Genomic DNA, 22,777 nt, shown 5'->3' on the forward strand with positions numbered 1-22,777 from the left:
CCAAGCTGACATTATCACTTGATGGTAAAATACTCTTCTGGAACCTCAACGCTTGTGGTCCCCATATAGCGACCGGGATCACCAAAAATGTATGTATCCTGATAGATCAGGAAAATATGGTCTGATCTTTCACCTGTTTCAGCGTCCGTATAGCCAGAACCATTCCAGCTTGCTCCTGGCGAAAAAACATTGTACGCCTTGGAAAGATCTTCGATGCTGTCAATTTTGCTATCGCCAAGTATCACATTCCTGGCGTGCTCAGCAAGCCCGGCAGAAGAAGTATACCCATAAGAATAGGACCAGGTTCCGAATCTGTCTGCTCCACCAGCCTGTACAACAGCATCTTCAACTGTCCCAAGTATTTTCTCAAAATCATTTGTTTCTCCGGTAAAGTCAAGATCCAAAGCGCCAGGATATCCCATGAGCGGCGAAGGAAGATCTGCTTCTATAAAGTATCCTCCATTTTCAAGCAGACTTTTTATAAGCGGTTCCGTGTGTGCGTCATTGGTACAAAAATATGCTGAAGCCTGTCCATATTTTGAAACCCACTCAGGTGCATGCTCCAGAATAAATTCCTGAGCCCCAGGGACGCCCACTTCCGTGGTGGGATCCGGCGCTTCTTCCATTGCAAAAGTCATATCAAATTCGTTGCATGCAGCTCTCATTATAGCCACCTGCCTTGACACAGACTCATAGGAAAGATGCCTCGGGAAAGAAACATGGACAAAGGTATCACATCCAAGCTCATGAGCTGTGTGTACCATCAGATATCCTCTACTTATAAAGTCGTAATTTACAACAAGATCTGCTACCTGCCCTATGTCTGAAAAATCTTCATAGGCTTCCCCCGCAATACACAGAATATCAGGCCTCATATCATGAATCCGCCTAAAAGCCTCGCAGGTTCCGTCTACTGCCTGGTTGACAACTATCGCCTTCATATCAGGGTCCTCAGCAAGTCCTACCATGATCTGAATCGTGGTTTCCTGCTCCTCAGTAAAATTATCCGGATAGATAGCAAGAGTAACCATTTCTTCTCCGTACTTCTCCTGGAAGGCCTCTGCACCTCGCCTGTCATCCTCTGACTGGGAGTATGAGCCAGTCACAATGCCAATATGAAAAGAGTCGCCATCACCATTTCCATCTGTTGTCGCCATCAAAAGCTCATCACTGCTTTTTCCAGAGGTATCCTCTGTAGAGACATCCTGCTCCATTTCACCACTATTATCCGTTGACACAGCATCACTGCTGCCTGCACCACATCCCATAAGTACTATTGTTATGGTCGTTACGAGTAATATTGCTAAATGTTTTCTATTCATGTAGCCTCCTTGCTAAAAACATGCATGATACCATCCGGCTGATGTTTTTCAAGATATTTGTCTCTCGCCTTTTCTCCAACAACGCAGACACATTTGTATATGCTCTCAAGCTTTTCCTTTTCAATCTTAAGCTGATCCGAGTCATTACCCCACAAGAGCACCACAGGAAGATCTGCGTTTCTGTCCGGGATCAGCTGTTTTTCTTTTGGTAGATATTCCTTTAATGACTGCTCCAAAACGGAGTATTTTACAGGCTTGCTGATATAGTCTGTAAAGCCTTTCTGGATATAATTTTCCTTGGCACCCATTATGGCATCTGCTGTAAGGGCAATTACTGGAGTACCTTTTAAAATATCCATCTCCTTCATCTTTACAAGCGTTTCCTCTCCGCTCATACCGGGCATCATCTGATCCAGTAAAATACAGTCATATTTCTTTTCCGACACCTTTTCTATGCATTCAGCACCGGATCCCACAAGGTCAACCTGCATTTTTGTGTCGCCGAGAAGCCCCTCCATTACTTCGAGATTCATGGCATTGTCATCAACAACAAGTATTGCTGCACCAGGGGCATATAATGCCACTTCTTCTGTCTCGATATTATCGAGATAGTTTTTGACAGCATTGGAAAAATCGCCAATAGGTTCTTTTTTTACGACCTTTTGCGGAACCGTGATCGTAAAAGTGCTGCCAACTCCATACTCACTTTCAATGTCGATCCTGCCATCCATCATCTCAAGGAGACTTTGAGTAATATGAAGGCCAAGTCCGGTCCCTTCAATATTTCGGTTTTCCTTTTCATTCAGCCTTTGAAAACTCTTAAAGAGCTTATCTTTGTCCTCATCCTTTATTCCCATTCCGGTATCAGAGACGCTTATAACAAGCTCAATGTAATTACCCATCATGATCTCCCTTGAAGAGATGTCAACGTTAACACTTCCCTCTTTTGTGTACTTGATGGCATTGTTTATAATGTTAAGCGTCACCTGTCTGATCCTTATTTCATCACCATTAAGGATCGAAGGTATGTTGTCAGACACAACAAAGTTAAACTCAAGTCCTTTCTTTTGTGCCCTCGGGCGGGTCATATTAAGGACATCATTTAGAACTGATGACGTATCATAGTCTATGGGAACGATCTCAAAATTGCCTGACTCGATTTTGGACATATCAAGGATATCGTTGATTATGGACAAAAGAGTATTTCCTGCGCTTTTAATCTCAAGTGCATACTGTTTTATCCTGGACTCTCTGCTCTCTCTTATGATCATCTCATCCATACCAAGAATTCCGTTAAGTGGTGTTCTGATCTCATGAGACATATTTGCAAGGAACTGGTCTTTTGCCTTGTTGGCAATCATTGCTTCACTGGCCGATAACCTGATTCCAATAAGTTGCTTAATCGTATGAATAGCCGCGCATATAAGAAATCCCAAAAGTCCTGTAGCCATAAGAAGTCCGGAGAAAACTCCATTGTGAGCAAACAGATAAGCAAAGATCTGTCCTATCCCGGCAAGTGCCAGAACAGCAAAACCAACTGCAACATACTCATAGTCCTTAGTCAGCTTTTTGCCCGAGTCTCTTATGATTGTACTGGCTATTATTCCTATACAGACAAGACAACTGACAGCCGCTATATTGAAGCTCTTAACAAGTGGCATCTTTCCGGACACAAAAAGGATCATGATGATAACAAAAACAGCTATCTCCATAAAACCCGCAAAAGTAAGAAGCTTTGTATATCTCTTTTTCTGCAACGAATCAATAAAAATTGTAAATGGGATAGGAAGAAGTATCACCATAAGAAACGGAATGTCAGACATGACTGAGATATTCCTGGCATAGAATTGCCTGAAGATAGAGTTGCTCATGACCCAGCATGCACCAAGAAGTACTCCAATGGACAAATGCTGCATCTCAAGATATCTTTTATACATTATCCTATAAACTATGGACGCTACAAGGCAGATCGTTCCAAGGCTCAAGATCATAAGGCCCACGTAAAGCTCTGCTCCGTATTGTTTCAGGAGCTGCATTACTATGCCTAATCTTGTGCCATAGTAAACATCATATACAAATCCGGAATTATACTCATAAACAAGCCTGATAGTCTTGCCCGCATCTTCAGGATACAGGGATGTAAAAAGATAACACTCCGCTGAGCGATCACCAAGTAATTTGTAGTCAGTGGTTTTAAATTCATCCCGCAGCTTACCATCAATATAGACCTCCATGTCCATACCGCGAAAGCACAAAGCACAGATATCCTTGTCAATTGCACCAGGCAGAGTTCCCTCAAGAACAATATCTCCATCAGTTCGCCCTGGAAGTTCAAAAAGTTGCCTTGACCCATCCTCGCCGATGGCATACCACTTAACCGGAAGCTCTTCACAGATAAATCCGTTTCTTGGTGAATCAAACGGAAATGCAAAGGATCCGATAACAATATATCCAAAAACAAGTATCAACATCACCGAAAGAGCTATTCTTACATATTTCATCCAGTTGCTTACCCCTCAATTAAAGCCCTGCCATCTGTCACTCAATAGTCTTTGATATTTCCTTTATGATCTCCGCAGCATCGTCATACATGAAGTTATCTATATGCTTTATCGCACTTCCAAGCTGATCCTTTTGTGTCAGCCTGAAGGGATAACCAGACAGCTTTTTAGCAAGATCTTTTGACTTCTCATCATCAAAATCATCCAACGCATTCAGGAGCTCGCCAGCAATCTCTTTAGCTTTTTCTCCATCAATCTCGTCTGCAGGCGGAGCGACGTCTGCTTCACCTATAGGCCGTATCAGCTCCACAAAATCCCTGTACTCGGCGAGCATTATATTATGATTCTCTTTTACGTATAGGATATCTCTTTCTTTAGAAGCTATCTCAAGCTTTTCAAAGACCTCCGAAAGCATCATGGCCCCAACCATTTTAGAATTACTCTTAAGGGCATGGACTACTATGCCATAGTTATCAAAGTCTCGCTTTTCAAATAATTCCTGTACTTTCTTATTGTTATCTTCATAACTTGTAAAAAAACGCTTCAGAGCAGAAATATACTTCTCATTACTTCCCGTAAATTCTATGCCCACTTTAGTATTAATTCCTTTTGCCTCAAGAAAAGAAATATCCATATATATGCCTCCTATCCAAGAACATCGATTATCTTTGCAACCAGTTCGGATTTTTTGGATGGTTTAACAACATACCCCTGGGGCTTAAGATCCACCAGAGTCTTGATTACCAGATCTTTTTCCGTAACACCTGTAAGGAATATCACAGGAATATATGCATACATTGGATCATCTTTAAGCTTTCTGAAAACCTCAGGTCCATCCATATCAGGCATCATATAATCAAGGAGGATAAGATCCACCTTCCTCTTGGATAAAAGCTTAAAGGCGTCTTTTCCCGATCCCACCAAGGTCACATCATAAAATTCCTTAAGATGTTCTTTTATCTGCATAAGCTGCTGAGCTGAATCGTCCACTGCCAAAATGTGTTTCCGCTGTACCTTGTCAGGATCAGGATTTACGTACTCTGACAAAAGTGCGTCATCATCCTCTCCATCAAGATATTTCTTTTCAACCTCCTCAAGCTTGTCATAAAGCATGTAAAGAGATACCGGTCTTGATAAGAAGAACATCTTTTCAAGACCTGTGTATTTGATAAACAGGCTCTTGTCCTCACTGTTAGCCACTACTATAAGAGTGATGGCCCCAAGCTTGGCACATTCTTTTAGAATATCAAAGGTCTTTATGGTTTCTTTGGTCTCGTCTCCAAGACATATGATTATTACCCTTGGCCTTTCCTGGGGAACCGTTGCAAAGAGCACGTCCTGCTTGGCAGAGCATTTTATCACGTGATAGTCCTTATCCTCTGCAAGATGATTACATACGTCTGTTGCAATCCTTCTGTTTTTTCCCGTTACAAGAATCTTTAGTTTTTTCATATTTTCACCCTTTTAAGACCTGCATGATCCATCCACCATCAATTGCCAAAAGACCTACTCCTGAGCCGTCAGGCACATTTTCGTCTGACTGACAGGTTGCAACAAGTTCAGCGCCGTCATCAAACCTTACCTGGTACTGGTTGCCTCCAAGGTGCATCACCACTATTCCAATCGCATCATAGTTAATATCTGTCATATTTTCTTCTCCCATTTGCGGCTGATCTGCTTATTCAGTTCCGCCTTTTAGCACTCCAAGCTGCGTGTTCATCTGCTTTATCTCTTTTTTCCAGATATAATACTCCGTACCCCAGATGATAAGGTAAACAAAAGAGAAAGCCAGTACTACAAAAAACAGGATTTCATGAGGAAACCAGCCCAGGACTTCGCTTATGGAGAGCATGGTAAAAAATGTCAGAATGTAGTGGGTAAACGTTGCTCTTCCAAGTCCCCAGTCCTCAAAGTCATATACTATCGCTCCACCATTTCCTACAACACCCATGATTCCTGAGCCAAACAACTGCATGAGCAGAAACCCTTTTCTTACAGGCTCGTTGTCGCCGGTAAACAATACATACATAATAGCGCCTATAACCATTCCCAGAGAGAATCCAAGAAGCGCCCTGATTATAAATTTAGTTTTCAGATCCATGGCTGCCTCCTTTCATCAGAACATTTTTAACATCCCTGACCCTTCTTCTGGCCACCCAGGTACTTTCACCGTTTTCCATCTCCACGCCGATAGTTCCTACAGCTGAAAAGTCAAAACGCTTTACCTTTCTGATGTTTATGATCTCCGACTGAGATATCCTCACAAACCTGTCCTGATCGAGAGTTTTTTCCAGTTCACTAAGATTTTTCCTGACCTCGTACACTCTGCCTGAGGTCCGAATCATCACCTTTCTGTTTGATATGTAGAGCCTGAAGATCTGCCCCTGTGGAAGCATAACGACACTGTTTTTAAAATATGCCGGGATCATAGGAATCTTTTTGTTGGCGTAGGCCTCTATTGCTGCAATGACACCTTCGACATCATCATTTCGCTCTTTGTTTCTTATAGTAACAGTGAGCTTTTCACAGGCTTTATCAATAATAAGCTTGATATCCAGTAAGTCTGACATTTTTACCACCTTTTCAGTTTATATGTATACAATTTTCAACTAATATCCTAAATTATTAAACACTTTCTGTCTATTCGGTTGTTCTCACTGTCTATTCGGTCAAAAAGGCCATAGTGAACTCCTAAAAAAATAGCACTCACCGTAGATGTGAGTGCTAACAAATCTTATATATATTTTATCCTTTGCTGTTTTCTGCCATGTAGTCGGAATAACTCATACCAGCGTACTTCTTAAAGCATCTGCTAAAGTAGTTGGGATCCGGGATTCCAACCTCTGAAGCTGTGCAGTACATCTTGGTTCCCTTCTGGGCCAGCTTCTGTGCCTGCTTCATACGAAGGTCATTTAAGTATTCAACAAACTTGATCCCTGTATCCTGCTTGAACTTCCTGGACAGATAGCTTGGTGAAAAGCCAAACTCCTGGGCCACAAATGCCAGATTCAGCTTGGAATCTGTGAAGTTCTCATCAAGATACTTTTTGATCTGGTCAGAAGAATTATCAGAAGGGTCTCCGCCAACCATCGCCTTGGTTTCAAGTTCCTCCCAGTAATCAGGAGCTGCTTTAAGTTTAACCACAACTCTTTCAAGAACCTTGGTGATCTCTTCTCTTACCATGGGCTTTAACATATAGTCAAAGACTGGCATGCTTACGCACTTTCTTGCGTATTCAAACTTATCATGGGCAGTCATGATGATAATTATAAGATTTGGATATCTGCCTGTGGCTATCTCCGTAAACTCTATGCCATCCATGAATGGCATAGAGATATCTACAAATGCAATGTCTGGTTTAAGATCGTCGATGATGTTTATGGCCTCAACTCCGCTGGCTGCCTCTCCTACTACTTCCATGCCCAGCTCGTCCCATTTAATGGCCGCACGCATCAGCTTTCTTGCTGATTCCTCATCATCAATTATCATTACCCTGAAAGGTCTGTTCATTAGTTGTCCCCACTCCTTGAGATATTAAGGGATGATGATCTCTATCTCAGTGAATTCCCCTACTTCACTGCGGATCTTCACGGCGTCTTTATTACCGGTATAGATCCTTATCCTCTCGATAGTGCCCCAAAGACCAAAGCTCTCATCAGCTTCCGCTGGCCTGTCTTTCTTTTCAAAAGAAAGGATCTTGGCGATCTGTTCATCAGTCATACCTACGCCAGTGTCCCTGACTATGATATGAAGGCCGTCGTCCTCTTTAAAGCTCTTTATACTGATAAGCCCCTTCTCGCCCTTAAGTCTTATTCCGTGGTAGATACTGTTCTCCACCAGGGGCTGAAGGGTCAGCTTAGGAACGATGGCATTTTCTGTGAATGGTTCAATATCGTACTCATCATCTATTATATCTCCATAACGGAGTTTTTGAAGTGCAAGATAATCTTTAACGATCTTTACTTCAGTGGAGAGCGGGATTACCCTGCCGCCCTTACTAAGGAAATTCCTGTAAAAAGAGCCCATGGTTTCCAGAGCTTCATGGACATTGTCCGCACCTGCATCCAGTGCAAGGAATCCAATCGTCTCGATGGAGTTATACAAAAAGTGAGGCTTGATCTGCTCCTGCAAAACTCTCATCTCCGCCTTCTGAAGGGTTTTCTCATTTTCCATAAGGCGCCCGATAAGCTCGTTAACGTGATCGATCATGTTGTTGTAGTCGCTCTCAAGAAGCATCAGCTCACTACTTGATACGTCAACATCGATCTTATTAAGTTCACCTGATGACCTGTTTTTCTCCATGGCGGAGGAAAGCATAAACACCGGGTCAGTGATATTTTTCCTGATAAAGATTCCTGTGTAAAATGCAAGACTTACAAGGACAGCCAGAAGAAGGAGCAGAACGAAGATAACTCTAAAGGGAATACCCTCGTTACCTACATTTGAAACCTTTAAAAGAACTATCGGTGTATCCGCTACCTGACAGCCTGAAATAAGGGCCATCTTTCCGCCGATAACCTTTGGCTGATGAACGATCTCTTTTGACAAAAAGTTCTCATCAAAATACTGGGCATAATCCTTGTTGCCGGCAAGATAAGAACCGTCCTCACCAATAATACAGATATCGTTGGATCTAAGATCAAAGAGCATCTTGTCGAAGTTCCCGGCCTTGATATTCATAAGCATAATGCCAAGACGCTTTTGGGAGTTGATGTCGTAGATAGCTCTTCCTATTGTTACAAGAGGCTTATCTCCGGTCTTTTTGGCAATTCCGTTGGTGTTAAGGGAAACAATGGCAGCACCATTCTTGTTGTAGATATCCTGGCGCCATGCAGTTTTCCTGATGATGTCGGAGTCGTAGGTGTAGGTGAATCTGTTTGTGCCAAACATGGTCAGGTCTTCGCGCATCACGATAACAGTATCGATACCCTCTGTGACGTTGAGGATGTCCATGATCCCGTATCTGGCGTCGTTGATCATGCTGATATCAACTTCATTCATATCAGCCCTTAAAAACGAAACAAGACGACTCTCAGTCATAATGAGCCTCGAGAGTTCCTTGTAATTGTCTATGTCCGTTATAACGTTGTTGGAAAGAGTTCTAAGAACGCTTTCCGACTCGCGGACTGCGTAGTCGCGTCTTTCCTTCTCTGTGATGATATACACCGCAATAAGGAAAGAAATAGTAACTATTAAGACAATGCCAAGGATTACTCTCTGAAGTCTTGATGATAGAGAAATCGTCTTTTTGTTTTTCGTAGTATTATTCATAGGATAAAGATAACACTTTTCCCAAGGGTTTTCATCCCTTTACTGCGCCGGCGATGAAACTTTCCTGAATTCTGCGGCTAAGGAACACGTAGAATATCAGTGTTGGGAATGTCGCTATGACAAGAGCCGCACCAATTGGGCCCCAGTCTGTGGTGTAGGCACCTGAAAGAGCCTTGATACCAACTGGAAGAGTTCTATGTGCTGAGTCTGAGATAAAGACATTAGCAAACATGAACTCGTTCCAGCATTGGAGATATGAGTAGACACCAACCGTTGACACAGCAGGCTTCATCAAAGGGAGGATGATCCTGAAGAAAGTACCGGTAAGTGAACATCCATCGATCCTGGCTGCCTCATCAAGTGCGTATGGTATCTCTACCATGAATCCTGTACATATCAGAATTGACATGGACAGTGCAAATGCTGAGTAGGGAACAATAAGTGTTGAGTACTTATTGAGCCAGTGAAGTTTGGACAACACTACGTAAACAGGAACAATCGAAGCCTGAATCGGAATGGTGAGTCCCAGCATAAAGAATGCGTTGGTAAGCTTGGAATATTTCCAGCGGATTCTTGTAATAGCGTAAGTTGCCATCATAGCAGCGAAAAGAGATATCGCAATGGCAAGTGTTGTAACAAGAAGGCTGTTTACAAAGTAAAGGCCCATGTTACCTGTGCCCATGGCACGTGAGTAGTTGGACCAGAGCCATTCTCTTGGCAGTCCAACAATATTAGCTCCAAAAATCTCTTCGTTAGATTTAAGTGAAAATGTAAACATGAAATAGATCGGGAAGAGATTTACCAGCGCCCAGAACGCAAGGAAAATATACATCAGGGTTTTGGCGAATGGATTAGATTTTTTGATTGCGTCTTGATAGTTGTTCTCCATTATTCATCCCTCTCCCTAAATATTGCTGTTATAGCCAGTGCAAATGCAAAGCAGAGCAAAATAAGCATTACAGAAATGGTACTTCCCATTCCGTATCTGTTCCTTAAGAACAGCATGTTCTCAAGCAGTGTACTTGGAACTTCAGTGGTCTGGAATGGTCCACCTTCTGTCAGGATCCTTACAAGGTCGTATGTCTTTAAGGAACCGGTTACTGCAAAGATTACACTAACTCTGATGATAGGCTTGATGATAGGAATAACGATATACTTATCGATCTGCCATGGTGATGCTCCGTCAAGCATTGCTGCCTCACGAAGATCTGTAGATACTCCCTTAACTCCCGCATACATAAGGAGCATATGGTAACCAATGTACTGCCAGATAGTAGGTACAATGATTGACCAGAGAGCTGTCTTAACTTCTCCAACCCATACGTGCTTCCAGTTTCCAAGATTAACTGCCTCAAGGAATCTGTTAAGTAAGCCGTAGTCAGGGTTATATATCTTAAGCCATAATTGGCCGATAACCACAGTTGAGATCAAGACAGGCATAAAGAATACTGACAGGAAAAATCTCTCTTTCTTAGGACGTCTTCCAAGAAGAAGAGCCAGGAAAAGAGAAAATGGCAGCTGAACAAATACTGAGAAGAAAGCCAGTATCATTGAGTTCTTAAGGCCTGTCATGAATTTGATTGAACCGTTGGTAAACAATTCTATATAGTTGTCAAATCCGATAAATGTTCCTTCTGAAAAGCCGTTCCAGTCATAAGTACTTCTATAAACAGAAACAGCGATAGGTGCGATCAGAATGCTGATAAACAAAAGTAATGCAGGGAGCAGGAAGAAAAATATTGTGATCCCCTTCTGAATTTCCGCCGATTTTTTATTCATACCTGTAACCTTCCAAAAAAATCGGTCCTTTCTGTATTCCCGAAGAAACGCAGGAAGGACCGATGTGTAGTTTAGATATTACCTAATGTCTTTTGCAAGACCGTCAGTAAATGCCTGTCCGTCAACCTGGCATCCATAAACCTGATCAACATATGAAAGATATGTGTTTGCATCGTCAGCGCTCATAGCTGTGTCGCCGAAGAGTACGAAGTTGTCTGCCTTGCTTACGATCTCAGATACAGTCTGTGTAAGCTCGTTAACAGAAGATGTGTCGCCGTATGGTGTCCATGCAGGAAGTCCGCATCCATCAAGGTATCCATAGTGGCAGATGAGCTTACCAAGCTCGAATGCATAGTCAGCAGCCCTCTCAGCGTTAGGTGAAGATGCTGCAACTGCAAGTGTGTCTGAAGGTCCACCGATGAGCTGTCCGAGTTTAGCCTTGTCAGCGTTGATAACTGGGAACTCACCAACTTTTACCTTAGGGAAGAACTCTTCGTTAGCTGCGAAGTCTGCGCAGTTCCATGTACCATTCATGTAGAATGCATACTTGCCAGCCATGAAGTTGTTCTTAACTTCGTCGTTTGTAAGACCGATTCCTGAAGGATCGAAGTAACCGTTTGTTACAAGGCTCTGGAATGTGTTAACAGCGTCTGTTACATCCTGGTTAGCCCATGTAGCTCTTCCAAGGAAGATGTCGTTAAGAGTGTCAGCGCCTGCGCTCTTCTCGATTACAGACTCAAGATACTCTGTTACACACCATGTCTCTTTTCCAGCACATCCGAAAGGAATGATGCCTGCTGCTTTAAGCTTATCGCAGCACTCGATGAACTCATCATATGTTCCAGGGATCTCTGTGTAGCCAACCTGTCCAAGAAGGTCCATGTTAGCGAAGAGACCTACGATGTTCATTGTTGTAGGAACACCATAGTGCTTGCCATCATATGTTGTGTTGCCAAGCATGTTCTCTGGAAGCTCTGATGACCAGTTCTTGTAAGCGTCGTCAAGGCAGTAAACCTTGCCAGCGTCTACGAAGTCACCAAGGAATGCACATGACCATGTGAAGAAGATGTCAGGCATCTCGTTAGCTGATACTGCAGCCTTAATCTTTGTCTTGTAAGACTGGTTCTCAAATGCTTCCCAAGTGAAGTTGATGTCAGGATACTTAGCCTGCATGTCAGCAATAGCTGCTTCATAAGCGTGACGGTTTGAGTCACTCTCTGTTGCGATACACCACATGTTAAGTGTGATAGGTTCGCCAGATTCTGTTGCTTCTGCTGCAGGTGCTGGCTCAGCTGCTGGCTCTGCTGCAGGTGCTGCTTCCTGCTGTGCAGGCTCTGCTGCTGGCTCTGCAGGTGCGGTTGATCCGCAAGCGGCGAGAGATAATGTCATTATTCCCGCCAACAATACTGAAACTACTCGCTTCATTTTCATAACGTTCTCTCCTTTGTAAAATGTGTGTTTTTATTTTACCCTGACCATAGGCCATGGATAAGCAACCGTTAGCTCGTCTCCACTGTCGTTAAGTGCGTAGTAGAGATATGCATCCTCAATAGGATCGTCGTACATAAGCTTGATGCAGTTTCTGGATTCATCAACGCTGTAATGTCCGTGAAAGATGTTCTCCTCAGCAAATTCCCCGTTTGCTGTGAACTGGTAGGACCAGCCGTTGTCCTGCTTCCAGACACCTACTATTGTGCCAGTGTCTTCACTGCAGAGCTCATATGTTGATTCTTCATACAGGGTCATTTTGTCGCCATCCATCTGGTAGCGCATCTTGATGGTGTTTCCATTATCATCCGTGAGAGTGATAAAAGAATCATCCTTGTCGAAAGTGTACTCATTCCCCTTGTAAGTACATTTTCCATTTTCAGATAGAGAAATAACAGGTTCATCCGGGTCATGGCTATAAGCCCATTCCTCTTTATGGCTTCCGCATCCTGTAAGGATTGCCACCATAGAAACAACTGTTATCCCCAAAGTGATTTTTTCTATGAACAATTTTTTCATACTGATTACCTCTAAATAACGATAACCTTCCCTTACATCTAATATATTCTTTTGGGTATTTAGAATTAATGGATTTCTTTTACATTTACAAGCACATTTTTTACTTCTTTAACAGAAAATTAATGCTTTGTTATCTTTTTATATACATTTTGTACAAAAAGAAAGGCACTTGCTTTTACACAAGTGCCAAATGTTAGTCATTTTGCTATCTTAATCAAAGTATTCGTTGTAAACATCCATAAGGTTTGCCGATGAAACCTGTTCATCCTCATTCAAGGTGATGCTATCCCAGAGCTTGGTGTTAAGCTGCTTGGTAAGTGTGGCAACGAAGGCGTCATACTGGGCTCCGAAGACTTCTCTTTTCCTCTTGTCCACTATCTTGACCTTGTTGGCCTCAGTCTCCTCCCTGTTGAAGGTACTGATACACTTGATGAGAACATATCCTTCGCTGGTCTCAACGATCTCGCTTATCTCCTCTGTTCCCAGGTTGAAGGCTGCTGTCTCATAGACGCTTTCCATTCCGCCTTTGCCAAAAGAGATGGTTCCCTCGTCAGCTTCGTTGTACTCCGCCATCAGCTCTTCAAAGCTCTCATCTGCCCAGATCTTCTTGAGGATATCCCTGATGCGGTTGTAGGCTGCATTCTTTTCCCTCTCAGTAAAAGGAATCTTCTCTCCTGACTCATCAACAGAGTAGGTCTTGATGAGGATCTGCTCAACCGTGATGGTTCTCGCTTCATCGTCACTTATCTCAGGATTGATGTCCCTTATGATGTAGTCGTAGAGCTTGTTGGCAATGGCCTGCTGCTCCATGATGCTGGTGATCTCTTCCTGAGTAACACCTGCCATGGCGTCAATATCCGACTGAGACAGGCTCTCGTAATAAGCCTCAGAAGCCTGTTTTGCAAGGGACAGTTCTTCTTTGCTGAGCTCAATGCCGTTCTCTGCCGCCAGAAGATTCATTACTTTTATCTGTGCCAGCTTGGCAAGAACAGATTCCTTTAGCCTGTCCTCTACCGTTCCGGCATCAGTCTCTTTTCCCCAGATATCAGAACCAAAGGTGTCTTCATAACCCTTCTGGGTGTTCACGAGATATACCATTGCCTCCTGAAGGGAGCAGGACACATCCTCGATCCTGAAGACAACGCCGTCGTCAAAGCCTGTGGTAAAGACTATGCGCCGGTCCAAAAGCTCCTTCGGAGCACATCCAGACAGGGTTAGTATTAAAGCAGTCATAACTGCTATAACGCTAAAATGTCGTCTCATGCCTCTAATGCCTTAATGATGCTGCGTGCAACGGAAAGTCCGTTTGCACTTGCCTGCTGAAGGCCTCTTGTCACGCCGGCTCCGTCGCCGATTGCGCGAAGACCTTTTACGCTAGTCTCGAAGTCTTTGTTAACGATAACCTTATTGGAGTAGAACTTAACCTCTACGCCGTAAAGGAGGGTCTCGTCTGAAGCAAGACCTGGTGTTACCTTATCAAGGGCCTGGATCATCTCGTCCAGATCCACCATGATCCTGTGAGGGAATACCAGTGAAAGATCGCCTGGTACTGCATCCTTAAGAGTAGGAATCAGGTTGTTTCTGCAAAGTCTCTCCTCTGTAGTTCTCCTACCGCGCTTGAAATCGCCGTAGGTCTGAACAAGGATCTTGCCACCGCAGAGCATATTTGAAAGCTCAGCGATCTTTTTGCCGTACTCGATAGGAGTCTTGAAAGGCTTGGTGAAGTTCTTGGATACAAGAAGGGCAAAGTTTGTGTTGTTGGTCTTAAACTCTTTTCCCTTATATGCGTGTCCGTTAACTACCGCAAGTCCGTTCTCGTAGTACTCAGTTGCAACCTCTCCTGAAGGATTGGTGCAGAAAGTTCTAACCTTGTCATCAAAGGTTGGTGTGTGGTAGATGAGCTTGGCCTCATAGAGGTTCTCATTGAGGAACTGCATAACCTCGTCTCTAACTTCAACTCTTACACCAACGTCTACTGTGCCAGGCTTGGTCTCAATTCCGATCTCCTCGCACTTATCCTTGAACCAGTCAGCGCCTTCACGGCCAACTGCGCTTACGATCTCTTTGGCTGCAAAAGTCTCACCCTTATCTGTTACAACTCCTGTAGCCACGCCATCTTCAACGATGATGTCCTTGACCATTGTGTTGAACTCGATGGTTACGCCCTTTGAAAGAACGTGCTCCTGAAGACGTGAATAAATCTTGTATCCTTCCTCAGTTCCAAGGTGTCTTATTGGACACTCAACAAGCTTAAGGTTAGCGTTAATGGCCTTTCTACGGATCTCTCTGATCTCAACTTCCTTGTCAACGCCGTATACGCTTGTGTCAGCGCCAAACTTAAGATAGATCTCGTCAGACTCATGGATAAGACTTGTAGCTGCGTCATATCCAAGGATCTCTGGAAGATTTCCTCCTACATCAGGAGAAAGAGAGAGCTTACCATCTGAAAAAGCTCCCGCACCAGCAAAGCCTGTTGTGATTGAGCATGGCTGACAGCCTGCACAGGTCTTTGTAATACGCTTAGGACAGTTTCTCTTTTCAATTGATCTGCCCTTCTCGATCATAAGAACCTTAAGGTCAGGTCTTTTTTCCATAAGTTCATAGGCACAGAAAATACCGCCAGGGCCAGCGCCGATTATTATCACGTCATAATTCGTATTCATATATTTATTACCTCCAAAAGGAAAATTATTATAACACACATCTAAAAAAGGTCAACTGCTCTTTCAATACCTCTATATTATAATGGCTGGAGCCCTTAATTTACACATATTTATACACTTTTTAGAAATAATTGAGTATAATGAGGATACGTCTATTCGGATAATAATGAGGGGAATGTCGAATGTATAAGAAAGTATCATCATTAATAGTACTATTTCTGGTAGCATTTCTTGCTATTCCAGTTAAGGTAAATGCCGCAGCCTTTGACCCTGTATACTACGCAGAGCGATATCCTGATGTAGCAGCAGCTGTGGGCACAAGCCAGAGAGCACTCATAAACCACTACACAACTTTCGGTGTCTATGAGGGAAGATTCCAGAACGCCCAGGAAGAGGCTTTAGGGAAACCCCTTAACACCTACATTGACATAGACCTGGAAAACCAGCATGTCACCTACATCCTTGACGGCAACATAGCTTTTGAGACAGACTGCGTGTCAGGAGATGTATCAAAAAACAGGGAAACTCCCACCGGAGTCTACGCCATCTACGCCCACGTTTCCGGCCAGTACCTCGAAGGCCCCACCTGGAAAAACTGGGTTGACTACTGGATGCCATTTTCTCCCGGCGGATGCGGCTTACACGATGCCACCTGGCGAAAGAAATTTGGCGGTCAGATCTACAAGACCAACGGTTCCCACGGCTGCGTCAACCTATCCCACGACGCCGCAAAAGAGCTGTTCAACATGGTGGGCATCGGAACTGTTGTAAACGTTCACTGAATAAAAAACAACAAGAACCGTCCCCGTGTCTTGTTGTTTATTTTTATGCCCCAAAATGATAATATGATAACAGGGTTATAATTATACATTTTAGGAGGTATTGGTTTTTATGGCAATGAACAAAGTAGTAGTTGCAGGCGGTGGTGTGCTGGGTACTCAGATCGGACTCATTTGTGCTTATACAGGACATGACGTTACTTTCTGGCTTAGAAGCGAGTCTTCCATCGGGAGGACACAGCCTAAGATCGACCTTTATTCAAAGGCTATGCTGGATGACCTTGCAGCAGCTAAGAATCTGATTGGCAATCCACTGGGTGCTCTTCTTTATCCAAAGGGACTTATCACAAAGTGGGAAGGCATCACAGCTGAGCAGATCGATGCTCTCATTGAGCAGGGTAAAAAGAATATGACCGACAACGTACATATCGAGCTTGATATGGCAAAGGCTGTTGCCGGTGCAGATATTGTTATTGAATCTATGGCAGAGGATCCGGATGCCAAGATTGATGTTTACGAGCAGATGAGAAATCTTCTCGACGAGAAGACCATCCTTGTTACCAACTCTTCGACACTTCTTCCAAGTATGTTTGCTGAGTACACAGGAAGGCCCGAGAAATATCTTTCTCTTCACTTTGCTAACACTATCTGGAAGAACAACACTGCAGAGGTTATGGGACATCCTGGAACAGACCCCGAGATTTACAAGCAGGTTGTTGCATTTGCAGGTGAGATCAACATGGTTTCTCTTGAGCTTCACAAAGAGCAGCCTGGCTACATCCTTAACTCCATGCTGGTTCCTTTCCTTTCAGCTGCACAGGCTCTGTGGGCTAATGAAGTTGCAGATCCTAAAACAATCGACCTCACATGGCGTCTTGCAACCGGCGCTCCAAAGGGGCCTTTCGAGATCCTTGATATCGTAGGCCTTGAGACAGCTTACAACATCAACCAGATGAAGCCCGGCGCTCAGGAAGAAGGCAATATCTACAACAAGATCGGTAAGCTCTTAAAAGAGAAGATAGACAAGGGCGAGACCGGTATCAACAAGGGCAAGGGATTCTACGAGTACAATAAATAATACGAATAAATATTCATATTTAAAGTTAAAGCCGGCTCCATTGAGCCGGCTTTTTACTTCTTATTATTTCTGATTTACTGTCTTCTCAAAAGTCCTTGGAACATAGATACGCTCCTCAACATAGGAGCTCACATCTTCTTGGACCTCATCAGGCTCTTTTGCCACATCTACTCCCATCACATGTGCAATATTATCTGAGAATTTCTTTTGATCCCTTAAATTTTTATTATCTTGTACTGCTACGATACTGAACTGGCGTCATGCCATATTTCTTTTTAAACAGTCTGTTGAAATGCTCAACGTTCTGGTATCCTGCTGCCTCTGCAACCTTCTCAACCTTCATGTTGCCGTTTCTAAGCAGGGTGCTGGCCTTGTTGAGCCTTATCCTCTTAACATTCTCGCCAAAGGTCATTCCTGACTTTTCCTTGATGTACTTAGAAAGGTAAGGCTTTGAGAGATAGAACTGGCTTGAAAGATCATCAAGAGTTACTGTCAGGTAGTTCTCCTGAATGTAATTGATGATGGAGTTGATCCTCTCATCCTTGTTGTTCTTGATGTTCTTAACTGTGTCGATCTGGTTTACAGCTATTACAAGTGCATTGATCGAGGACTTGATGATATCCTCGTCAATTCCTACGCCCCAGAACTTCTGGCCATTGTAGGTGATTCCCACATATGAGCAGGCCTTAGATGAAGAACCTCTTGAAAGAGCGTGCTCCTCGTAGGTTGAAAGCTCGTAGCTGATATTGAAGTACTGCTTGATGGCATTACTTACAGCATCAAGACGTCCGTTACCGTTTGCCTCAACCACATGCTCTTTATCCGCGTGGCTGACTGTAACCTCTGCGAGAATACCATCTATCTGCTTGAAATGAACTTCAGGAATCCTGAATACATTGTCGTTGTGAACGTACTTATCTTCAAAGATCTGATAGATCCTTGCAGGTGAAAGCTCAGCATGCTCTCTGTCTGAGATATCCTTGATGGTGTAGCTGATGTCTGCCTGCATTTCCTTTGGAACCATCATGCCATAGTTGGTCTTGAGGATGTAGCTTACGCCGCCCTTTCCGGACTGGGAGTTGATCCTGATAACGTCTCCGTCGTACTCTCTTCCAAGGTCCTTGGGATCGATAGGAAGATAAGGAACTGACCAGATTCCGCCGTCTTTCTTCTGCTCGTGCCAGGAGAATCCCTTGGAAATAGCATCCTGGTGAGATCCGGAAAACGCTGTAAATACCAGCTGTCCAGCGTATGGCTGTCTCTCGTAGATGCGCATTCTTGTAAGTCTCTCGTAGGTCTCAGCGATCTCAGTGATGTGGCTGAAATCCAGTCCTGGATCGATTCCGTGAGAGTACATGTTGATTGCAAGAGTAACTATATCAACGTTACCGGTTCTTTCGCCGTTTCCAAAAAGTGTTCCCTCAATTCTGTCTGCTCCGGCAAGGCATCCAAGCTCAGCATCGCTGACGCCTGAACCTCTGTCGTTGTGAGGGTGAAGTGAAAGGCTTACAGCATCCCTGTACTTAAGGTTCTTACTGATGTACTCAACCTGTGTTGCAAACACGTGAGGCATTGCGATCTCTACAGTTGTTGGAATGTTGATGACAACCTTATTTTTCTTGGTAGGCTTCCATACATCAAGAACAGCGTTGCACACGTCAACCGCATAATCTACTTCTGTTCCAGGGAAGCTCTCTGGTGAATATTCAAAAGAGAAGTTACCGTTGGTTTCCTTTGCAAGCTTATCAAGGAGCTTAGCGCCGTCAACTGCAATCTTCATAACCTCTTCCTTGCTCTTTTTGAACACCTGCTCACGCTGTGCTACAGATGTGGAGTTGTAGAGGTGGATGATAGCCTTTGGAGCTCCCTTAACAGCTTCGAAAGTTCTCTTTATGATGTGCTCTCTGGCCTGTGTAAGAACCTGAACTGTTACATCGTCAGGGATCATGTTCTTCTCGATAAGAGTTCTTGCAAACTCAAACTCTGTCTCAGACGCAGCAGGGAAACCAATCTCGATCTCCTTAAAGCCAAGCTTAACAAGCATCGTAAAGAATTCCAGCTTCTCATCAAGACTCATAGGCTCGATAAGGGCCTGATTACCGTCTCTTAGATCTACGCTGCACCAGATTGGTGGATGGTCGATGTAATCCTTCTTGACCCAGTCAAAAGTGGGCTTTGGAGGCATGAAGTACTGTCTCTGGTATTTCTCTACGTTTTTCATATCTACTCCTCATTTCTTTCTTGATGATTTTTAATTATATCGGATTATTTTCGATATAGTTAAGTTGATAATTAATAAATCTTCGAGTTAAAAATCATCATTTTTATTGATATCAGTTATCATACCATAAATTTGCACAATTACATCATGGTAGAATTAATCTCTTTTCTTGATAAATATTAATCCGCAAAATAAAAGAGACGACTCAAAGGGCCGTCTCTGCTGTATTTCCCAAATATTTAGAACACCAGCTTCTGAGCCAGGTCCTGAAGTTCCTTCTTGCGATCTGACAATAAAAGAAGCTTGTTGTACTTGTAATAGGCTTCGTTGCCTGTTTCTCTCACAAACTTAAGGCTGTGATATGCACTGGAGAGCTCAGTTAAGAAGATTACCATCTCCTGGCTGCCAGTTAAGGCCTCGCTGTCTCCAAAGGTCTCTTCAAGGAAAGCAAAGCTGTTTGATAAGTGCTCTCCCGTCTTCTTTATCTTGGCCTGTCTCTCATCCTCACGATTCGTGAACCATTTCTTGGCTTCATCTGCGCTAAGCTTCTCGCACTCAGAAAGGGCATCAGCAGCCATAAGAAGGCTCTTTTCGCTGTCTCGGTCGATCATGCCAGCTTCCTTTCTGGATGCCACGTCGTCCAGCAGCTGTTTTCTCCTTGCGGCAAAAGAGCTGTCTCCATCCCCTGCTGCCACTTCCTTAATTATCTCAAACAGAGTCTTCTGCACTGCCTGCTGCCTTGCAAAATCTCTGAACTCACCCATAAGGGCATCTGTAAGAAGCCCGATGATACTGAGTTTCTCATCAAAAGAGCCTTTCCGCAAACTCTCTTTATCCTCAGGAAATCTGCCTTCAAGGATATCAGGGATCTTGTAAACCTCATTGTATCTAAGGTAAAGCTCGTAGTAAGTCGCAAAGTCTCTTGCGATGTCGTGGTTTTGCAGGTACTGTGAGCACAGATTCTCATCCACTGGGATTCCAAGCTTCTCGTGGACTTTCATGACGCGGGATAGATCCTCCCAGCCTCTGGCGGTTACAAAGCTCCTGCCATCGACGTCAGTCTTGATGCTGTAGAAGTTATCCTTTTTTATCTCAAGGTATGCAAGGATAGCGCCGTGGATACCCACCTTATAGGCGTAGTTCTTCCAGGCGTCAAAGTCCTCTTCGATGTTGATCTGCCTTACCCTGTCAAGGGTTACGATATCAAAGTCGCGCACAGACTTATTGAACCTTGCGGGATTTCCTGCAGTTACGATAATGAATCCATCCGGGATCCTGTGACTTCCAAAGGTCTTGTACTGAAGGAACTGAAGCATGGTTGGAGCCAGTGTCTCCGACACACAGTTGATCTCATCAAGGAACAGGATTCCCTCCTTAACCCCTGACTTTTCAATCTGGTCGTACACAGAAGCCACGATCTCGCTCATGGTGTACTCAGTAACCGAATACTCTTTTCCCCCGTAGCTCTTTGTGGCTATCATGGGAAGACCAATGGCGCTCTGCCTGGTGTGGTGAGTTATGGTGTATGCCACAAGGTTGATCCCAAGGTCGTGGGCGATCTGCTCCATGATTGCGGTCTTACCGATTCCGGGAGGTCCCATTAAAAGGATCGGCCTTTGCCTCTCCACAGGGATCTCGTACTGGCCGGTCTCATCCTTTGAAAGGTAAGCCCTTACCGCGTTTTTAACTTCTTCTTTTGCCTGATCGATATTCATAATAGCTCCAATCTACATGTATAGCTTAAGCGCCCAGTCCGGCACTTTATCGTCTTCGTAGTCCGAATCCTCGATAAACACAAATGCTGTGTCGTAGTCCGTGGGCTTGTCGGGATAAGTCCCGTAGCCATCGGTGAAATATATAAGCCCCTTAAGGTTTTCAAAATACTGCTGACGTCGCAGCTCCTCCACCTTTTCAAAGACAGGCCTAAAGTCCGTGCCGTAGCCGCCTTCCACGTGAATACCTTTGGCGTACTTGTCCATGTCCTCTACAGAGGTGATAACGTCTACCTTCTGGACCTGGTCGTCGCACTGGATCACCACGATCCTTATCTTCTGAAAAAAGTTCTCGGAGGACAACAGCATCGTTCCCGTCTCATTAAGGAACCTCTGCACCATCTCATCCTGACAGGAAGCGGAGGTGTCTATGGCTATCACAAGCTCCTGGACCTTCTTGACTTCCCTGAACTCATTCTCCTCAACCAGTGGCATGTTGCCATAGGTGGCAAGGCCAAAAGAGTACATTCCGTAATCGAAGGAATCCAGATCGATACCGCCTTCCTCACGAAGCTCTTTAAACCTGTCCAGAAACTCTTTGTAGTCCCGCCTGTTTGTGTTTTCAAACTGCAGGATCCATGAGAACTTACCGATCTTGTCACTCTGATTTTTGCCGATGGTCTCTATCTCAGTTTCAAGGCGCTTGGCTTCCTTATCCCAGTCCTTCTGTTTATTCCTGATCTTCTGAAGCCGCCTTGGATTTATGTATTTCTCAGTGGTCTTGCCCTCAGGGTCAGCTCCCTTTGGAGCGTCCATATCCTGATCAAGGTCCGGCTTATCCTTGTCATCCTTTTTATCGGGATCGTCGCTCTTTTGCTCTTCCATCCTTAGCCAGAACCCGTGATCATCAAGGAAAAACTCCCTCTCAAGCTTCTCGTACTCCCTCTCATCCAGCAAATTTGCTTCATCCGAGAAGTACCGATAGAGCCGTTCCACTGTAAGGACCTTTAGCTCTTTTTCCAAGGTCTCATACCAGCGGTCGCGATAGTCACTGCTCACCCGATAAATACACTGATAGTCCATATCATCAAGGATTGACTCCACCACAATGTCCGCGCACAGGTCAAAAAGCCTTGTGTCCTCGTACCTCTCCGAGGTGTACATATGGCGGAAGATACAGTGAAGAAGCATGTGCACATAGGTGCGGTTCAGCTTCCCGGGCTCCTCCACAAAAAGACGCAGGACGTGAGCGGGGTTAAAGCGAATACTCACAGCGTCCGTTCCAACCGTGGTGGTTGACAGGTCCATCTCATAGGAAAGGGACGAAAGCGCCGCCCCCATGAACCTCATATCCATATACAGTTCTGTTCTGGCCGCATCGAGGACCCTTATACCTGTTCGCGACAGTTCCTCACTGCGACTGACTGTATTTCTTGTATCCAAA

Annotated in this window: 20 protein-coding genes; 2 read left to right on the forward strand and 18 right to left on the reverse strand. The window is 44.1% G+C overall.

Annotated elements, in window-relative coordinates; translation table 11 throughout:
* Positions 1-14 precede the first annotated feature (14 nt).
* The 15 genes from D6855_RS05625 to D6855_RS05695 all read right to left on the reverse strand — a co-directional run bounded on the left by D6855_RS05625 (position 15) and on the right by D6855_RS05695 (position 15,543).
* Positions 15-1,322 (reverse strand): DUF3798 domain-containing protein, encoded by a 1,308-nt coding sequence (locus D6855_RS05625; protein WP_120738903.1) that lies wholly within the window; start codon positions 1,320-1,322, stop codon positions 15-17.
* Positions 1,319-3,823 carry an ATP-binding protein gene (locus tag D6855_RS05630; protein WP_120738905.1) on the reverse strand — a complete coding sequence of 835 codons (2,505 nt, stop codon included), beginning with the start codon at positions 3,821-3,823 and terminating at the stop codon, positions 1,319-1,321. The genes D6855_RS05625 and D6855_RS05630 overlap by 4 nt, the downstream gene beginning before the upstream one ends.
* Before the next feature lie 37 nt (positions 3,824-3,860).
* Positions 3,861-4,457 (reverse strand): Hpt domain-containing protein, encoded by a 597-nt coding sequence (locus D6855_RS05635; RefSeq protein WP_120738907.1) that lies wholly within the window; start codon positions 4,455-4,457, stop codon positions 3,861-3,863.
* Between the two features lie 11 nt (positions 4,458-4,468).
* Entirely contained in the window at positions 4,469-5,275 is an 807-nt protein-coding gene (locus tag D6855_RS05640) for a response regulator (RefSeq protein ID WP_120738909.1), read from the reverse strand.
* 4 nt (positions 5,276-5,279) lie between these two features.
* A complete protein-coding gene (locus tag D6855_RS05645; RefSeq protein WP_120738911.1) occupies positions 5,280-5,471 on the reverse strand; it encodes a hypothetical protein in 192 nt (63 codons plus the stop codon).
* A gap of 30 nt (positions 5,472-5,501) precedes the next feature.
* Positions 5,502-5,924, reverse strand: coding sequence for a DUF3021 domain-containing protein (locus D6855_RS05650; protein WP_120738913.1), 423 nt, complete (start codon positions 5,922-5,924; stop codon positions 5,502-5,504).
* Positions 5,908-6,393, reverse strand: coding sequence for a LytTR family DNA-binding domain-containing protein (locus tag D6855_RS05655; protein WP_120738915.1), 486 nt, complete (start codon positions 6,391-6,393; stop codon positions 5,908-5,910). Before D6855_RS05655 ends, D6855_RS05650 begins: the two co-directional genes overlap by 17 nt.
* A gap of 175 nt (positions 6,394-6,568) precedes the next feature.
* Positions 6,569-7,333, reverse strand: coding sequence for a response regulator transcription factor (locus D6855_RS05660; RefSeq protein ID WP_120738917.1), 765 nt, complete (start codon positions 7,331-7,333; stop codon positions 6,569-6,571).
* Positions 7,334-7,357: 24 nt separating this feature from the next.
* Positions 7,358-9,094, reverse strand: a complete 1,737-nt coding sequence (locus tag D6855_RS05665; protein ID WP_120738919.1) for a sensor histidine kinase — start codon at positions 9,092-9,094, stop codon at positions 7,358-7,360.
* Positions 9,095-9,125: 31 nt separating this feature from the next.
* Entirely contained in the window at positions 9,126-9,983 is an 858-nt protein-coding gene (locus tag D6855_RS05670) for a carbohydrate ABC transporter permease (protein ID WP_120738921.1), read from the reverse strand.
* Positions 9,983-10,873 carry a carbohydrate ABC transporter permease gene (locus tag D6855_RS05675; RefSeq protein ID WP_120738923.1) on the reverse strand — a complete coding sequence of 297 codons (891 nt, stop codon included), beginning with the start codon at positions 10,871-10,873 and terminating at the stop codon, positions 9,983-9,985. The genes D6855_RS05670 and D6855_RS05675 overlap by 1 nt, the downstream gene beginning before the upstream one ends.
* Before the next feature lie 78 nt (positions 10,874-10,951).
* Positions 10,952-12,304 (reverse strand): ABC transporter substrate-binding protein, encoded by a 1,353-nt coding sequence (locus tag D6855_RS05680; RefSeq protein ID WP_120738925.1) that lies wholly within the window; start codon positions 12,302-12,304, stop codon positions 10,952-10,954.
* Positions 12,305-12,334: 30 nt separating this feature from the next.
* A complete protein-coding gene (locus D6855_RS05685; protein WP_120738927.1) occupies positions 12,335-12,880 on the reverse strand; it encodes a hypothetical protein in 546 nt (181 codons plus the stop codon).
* 210 nt (positions 12,881-13,090) lie between these two features.
* On the reverse strand, positions 13,091-14,143 hold the full coding sequence (locus D6855_RS05690; RefSeq protein ID WP_120738929.1) for a peptidylprolyl isomerase: 1,053 nt from the start codon (positions 14,141-14,143) through the stop codon (positions 13,091-13,093).
* Positions 14,140-15,543 carry an NAD(P)/FAD-dependent oxidoreductase gene (locus D6855_RS05695; RefSeq protein ID WP_120738931.1) on the reverse strand — a complete coding sequence of 468 codons (1,404 nt, stop codon included), beginning with the start codon at positions 15,541-15,543 and terminating at the stop codon, positions 14,140-14,142. The genes D6855_RS05690 and D6855_RS05695 overlap by 4 nt, the downstream gene beginning before the upstream one ends.
* Positions 15,544-15,725: 182 nt before the next feature.
* Here D6855_RS05695 and D6855_RS05700 point away from each other — a divergent pair, with 182 nt between their 5' ends.
* Both D6855_RS05700 and D6855_RS05705 read left to right on the forward strand, forming a co-directional pair.
* Positions 15,726-16,325 carry a L,D-transpeptidase gene (locus tag D6855_RS05700; RefSeq protein ID WP_120738933.1) on the forward strand — a complete coding sequence of 200 codons (600 nt, stop codon included), beginning with the start codon at positions 15,726-15,728 and terminating at the stop codon, positions 16,323-16,325.
* A gap of 109 nt (positions 16,326-16,434) precedes the next feature.
* A complete protein-coding gene (locus D6855_RS05705; protein ID WP_120738935.1) occupies positions 16,435-17,400 on the forward strand; it encodes a 3-hydroxyacyl-CoA dehydrogenase in 966 nt (321 codons plus the stop codon).
* Positions 17,401-17,626: 226 nt separating this feature from the next.
* Here the strand turns inward: D6855_RS05705 and D6855_RS05710 are convergent, their stop codons facing one another.
* The 3 genes from D6855_RS05710 to D6855_RS05720 form a co-directional block, all read right to left on the reverse strand.
* The gene (locus D6855_RS05710) at positions 17,627-19,621 is read right to left on the reverse strand and encodes a 2-isopropylmalate synthase (RefSeq protein WP_120738937.1); all 1,995 of its coding nucleotides are present in this window, start codon (positions 19,619-19,621) and stop codon (positions 17,627-17,629) included.
* A 239-nt stretch (positions 19,622-19,860) separates the two neighbouring features.
* Entirely contained in the window at positions 19,861-21,336 is a 1,476-nt protein-coding gene (locus tag D6855_RS05715; protein ID WP_120738939.1) for an ATP-binding protein, read from the reverse strand.
* A 12-nt stretch (positions 21,337-21,348) separates the two neighbouring features.
* On the reverse strand, positions 21,349-22,776 hold the full coding sequence (locus tag D6855_RS05720) for a vWA domain-containing protein (RefSeq protein ID WP_120738941.1): 1,428 nt from the start codon (positions 22,774-22,776) through the stop codon (positions 21,349-21,351).
* Position 22,777: the final 1 nt, after the last annotated feature.

The sequence above is a fragment of the Butyrivibrio sp. CB08 genome, assembly GCF_003625485.1.
GTDB lineage: Bacteria > Bacillota > Clostridia > Lachnospirales > Lachnospiraceae > Butyrivibrio.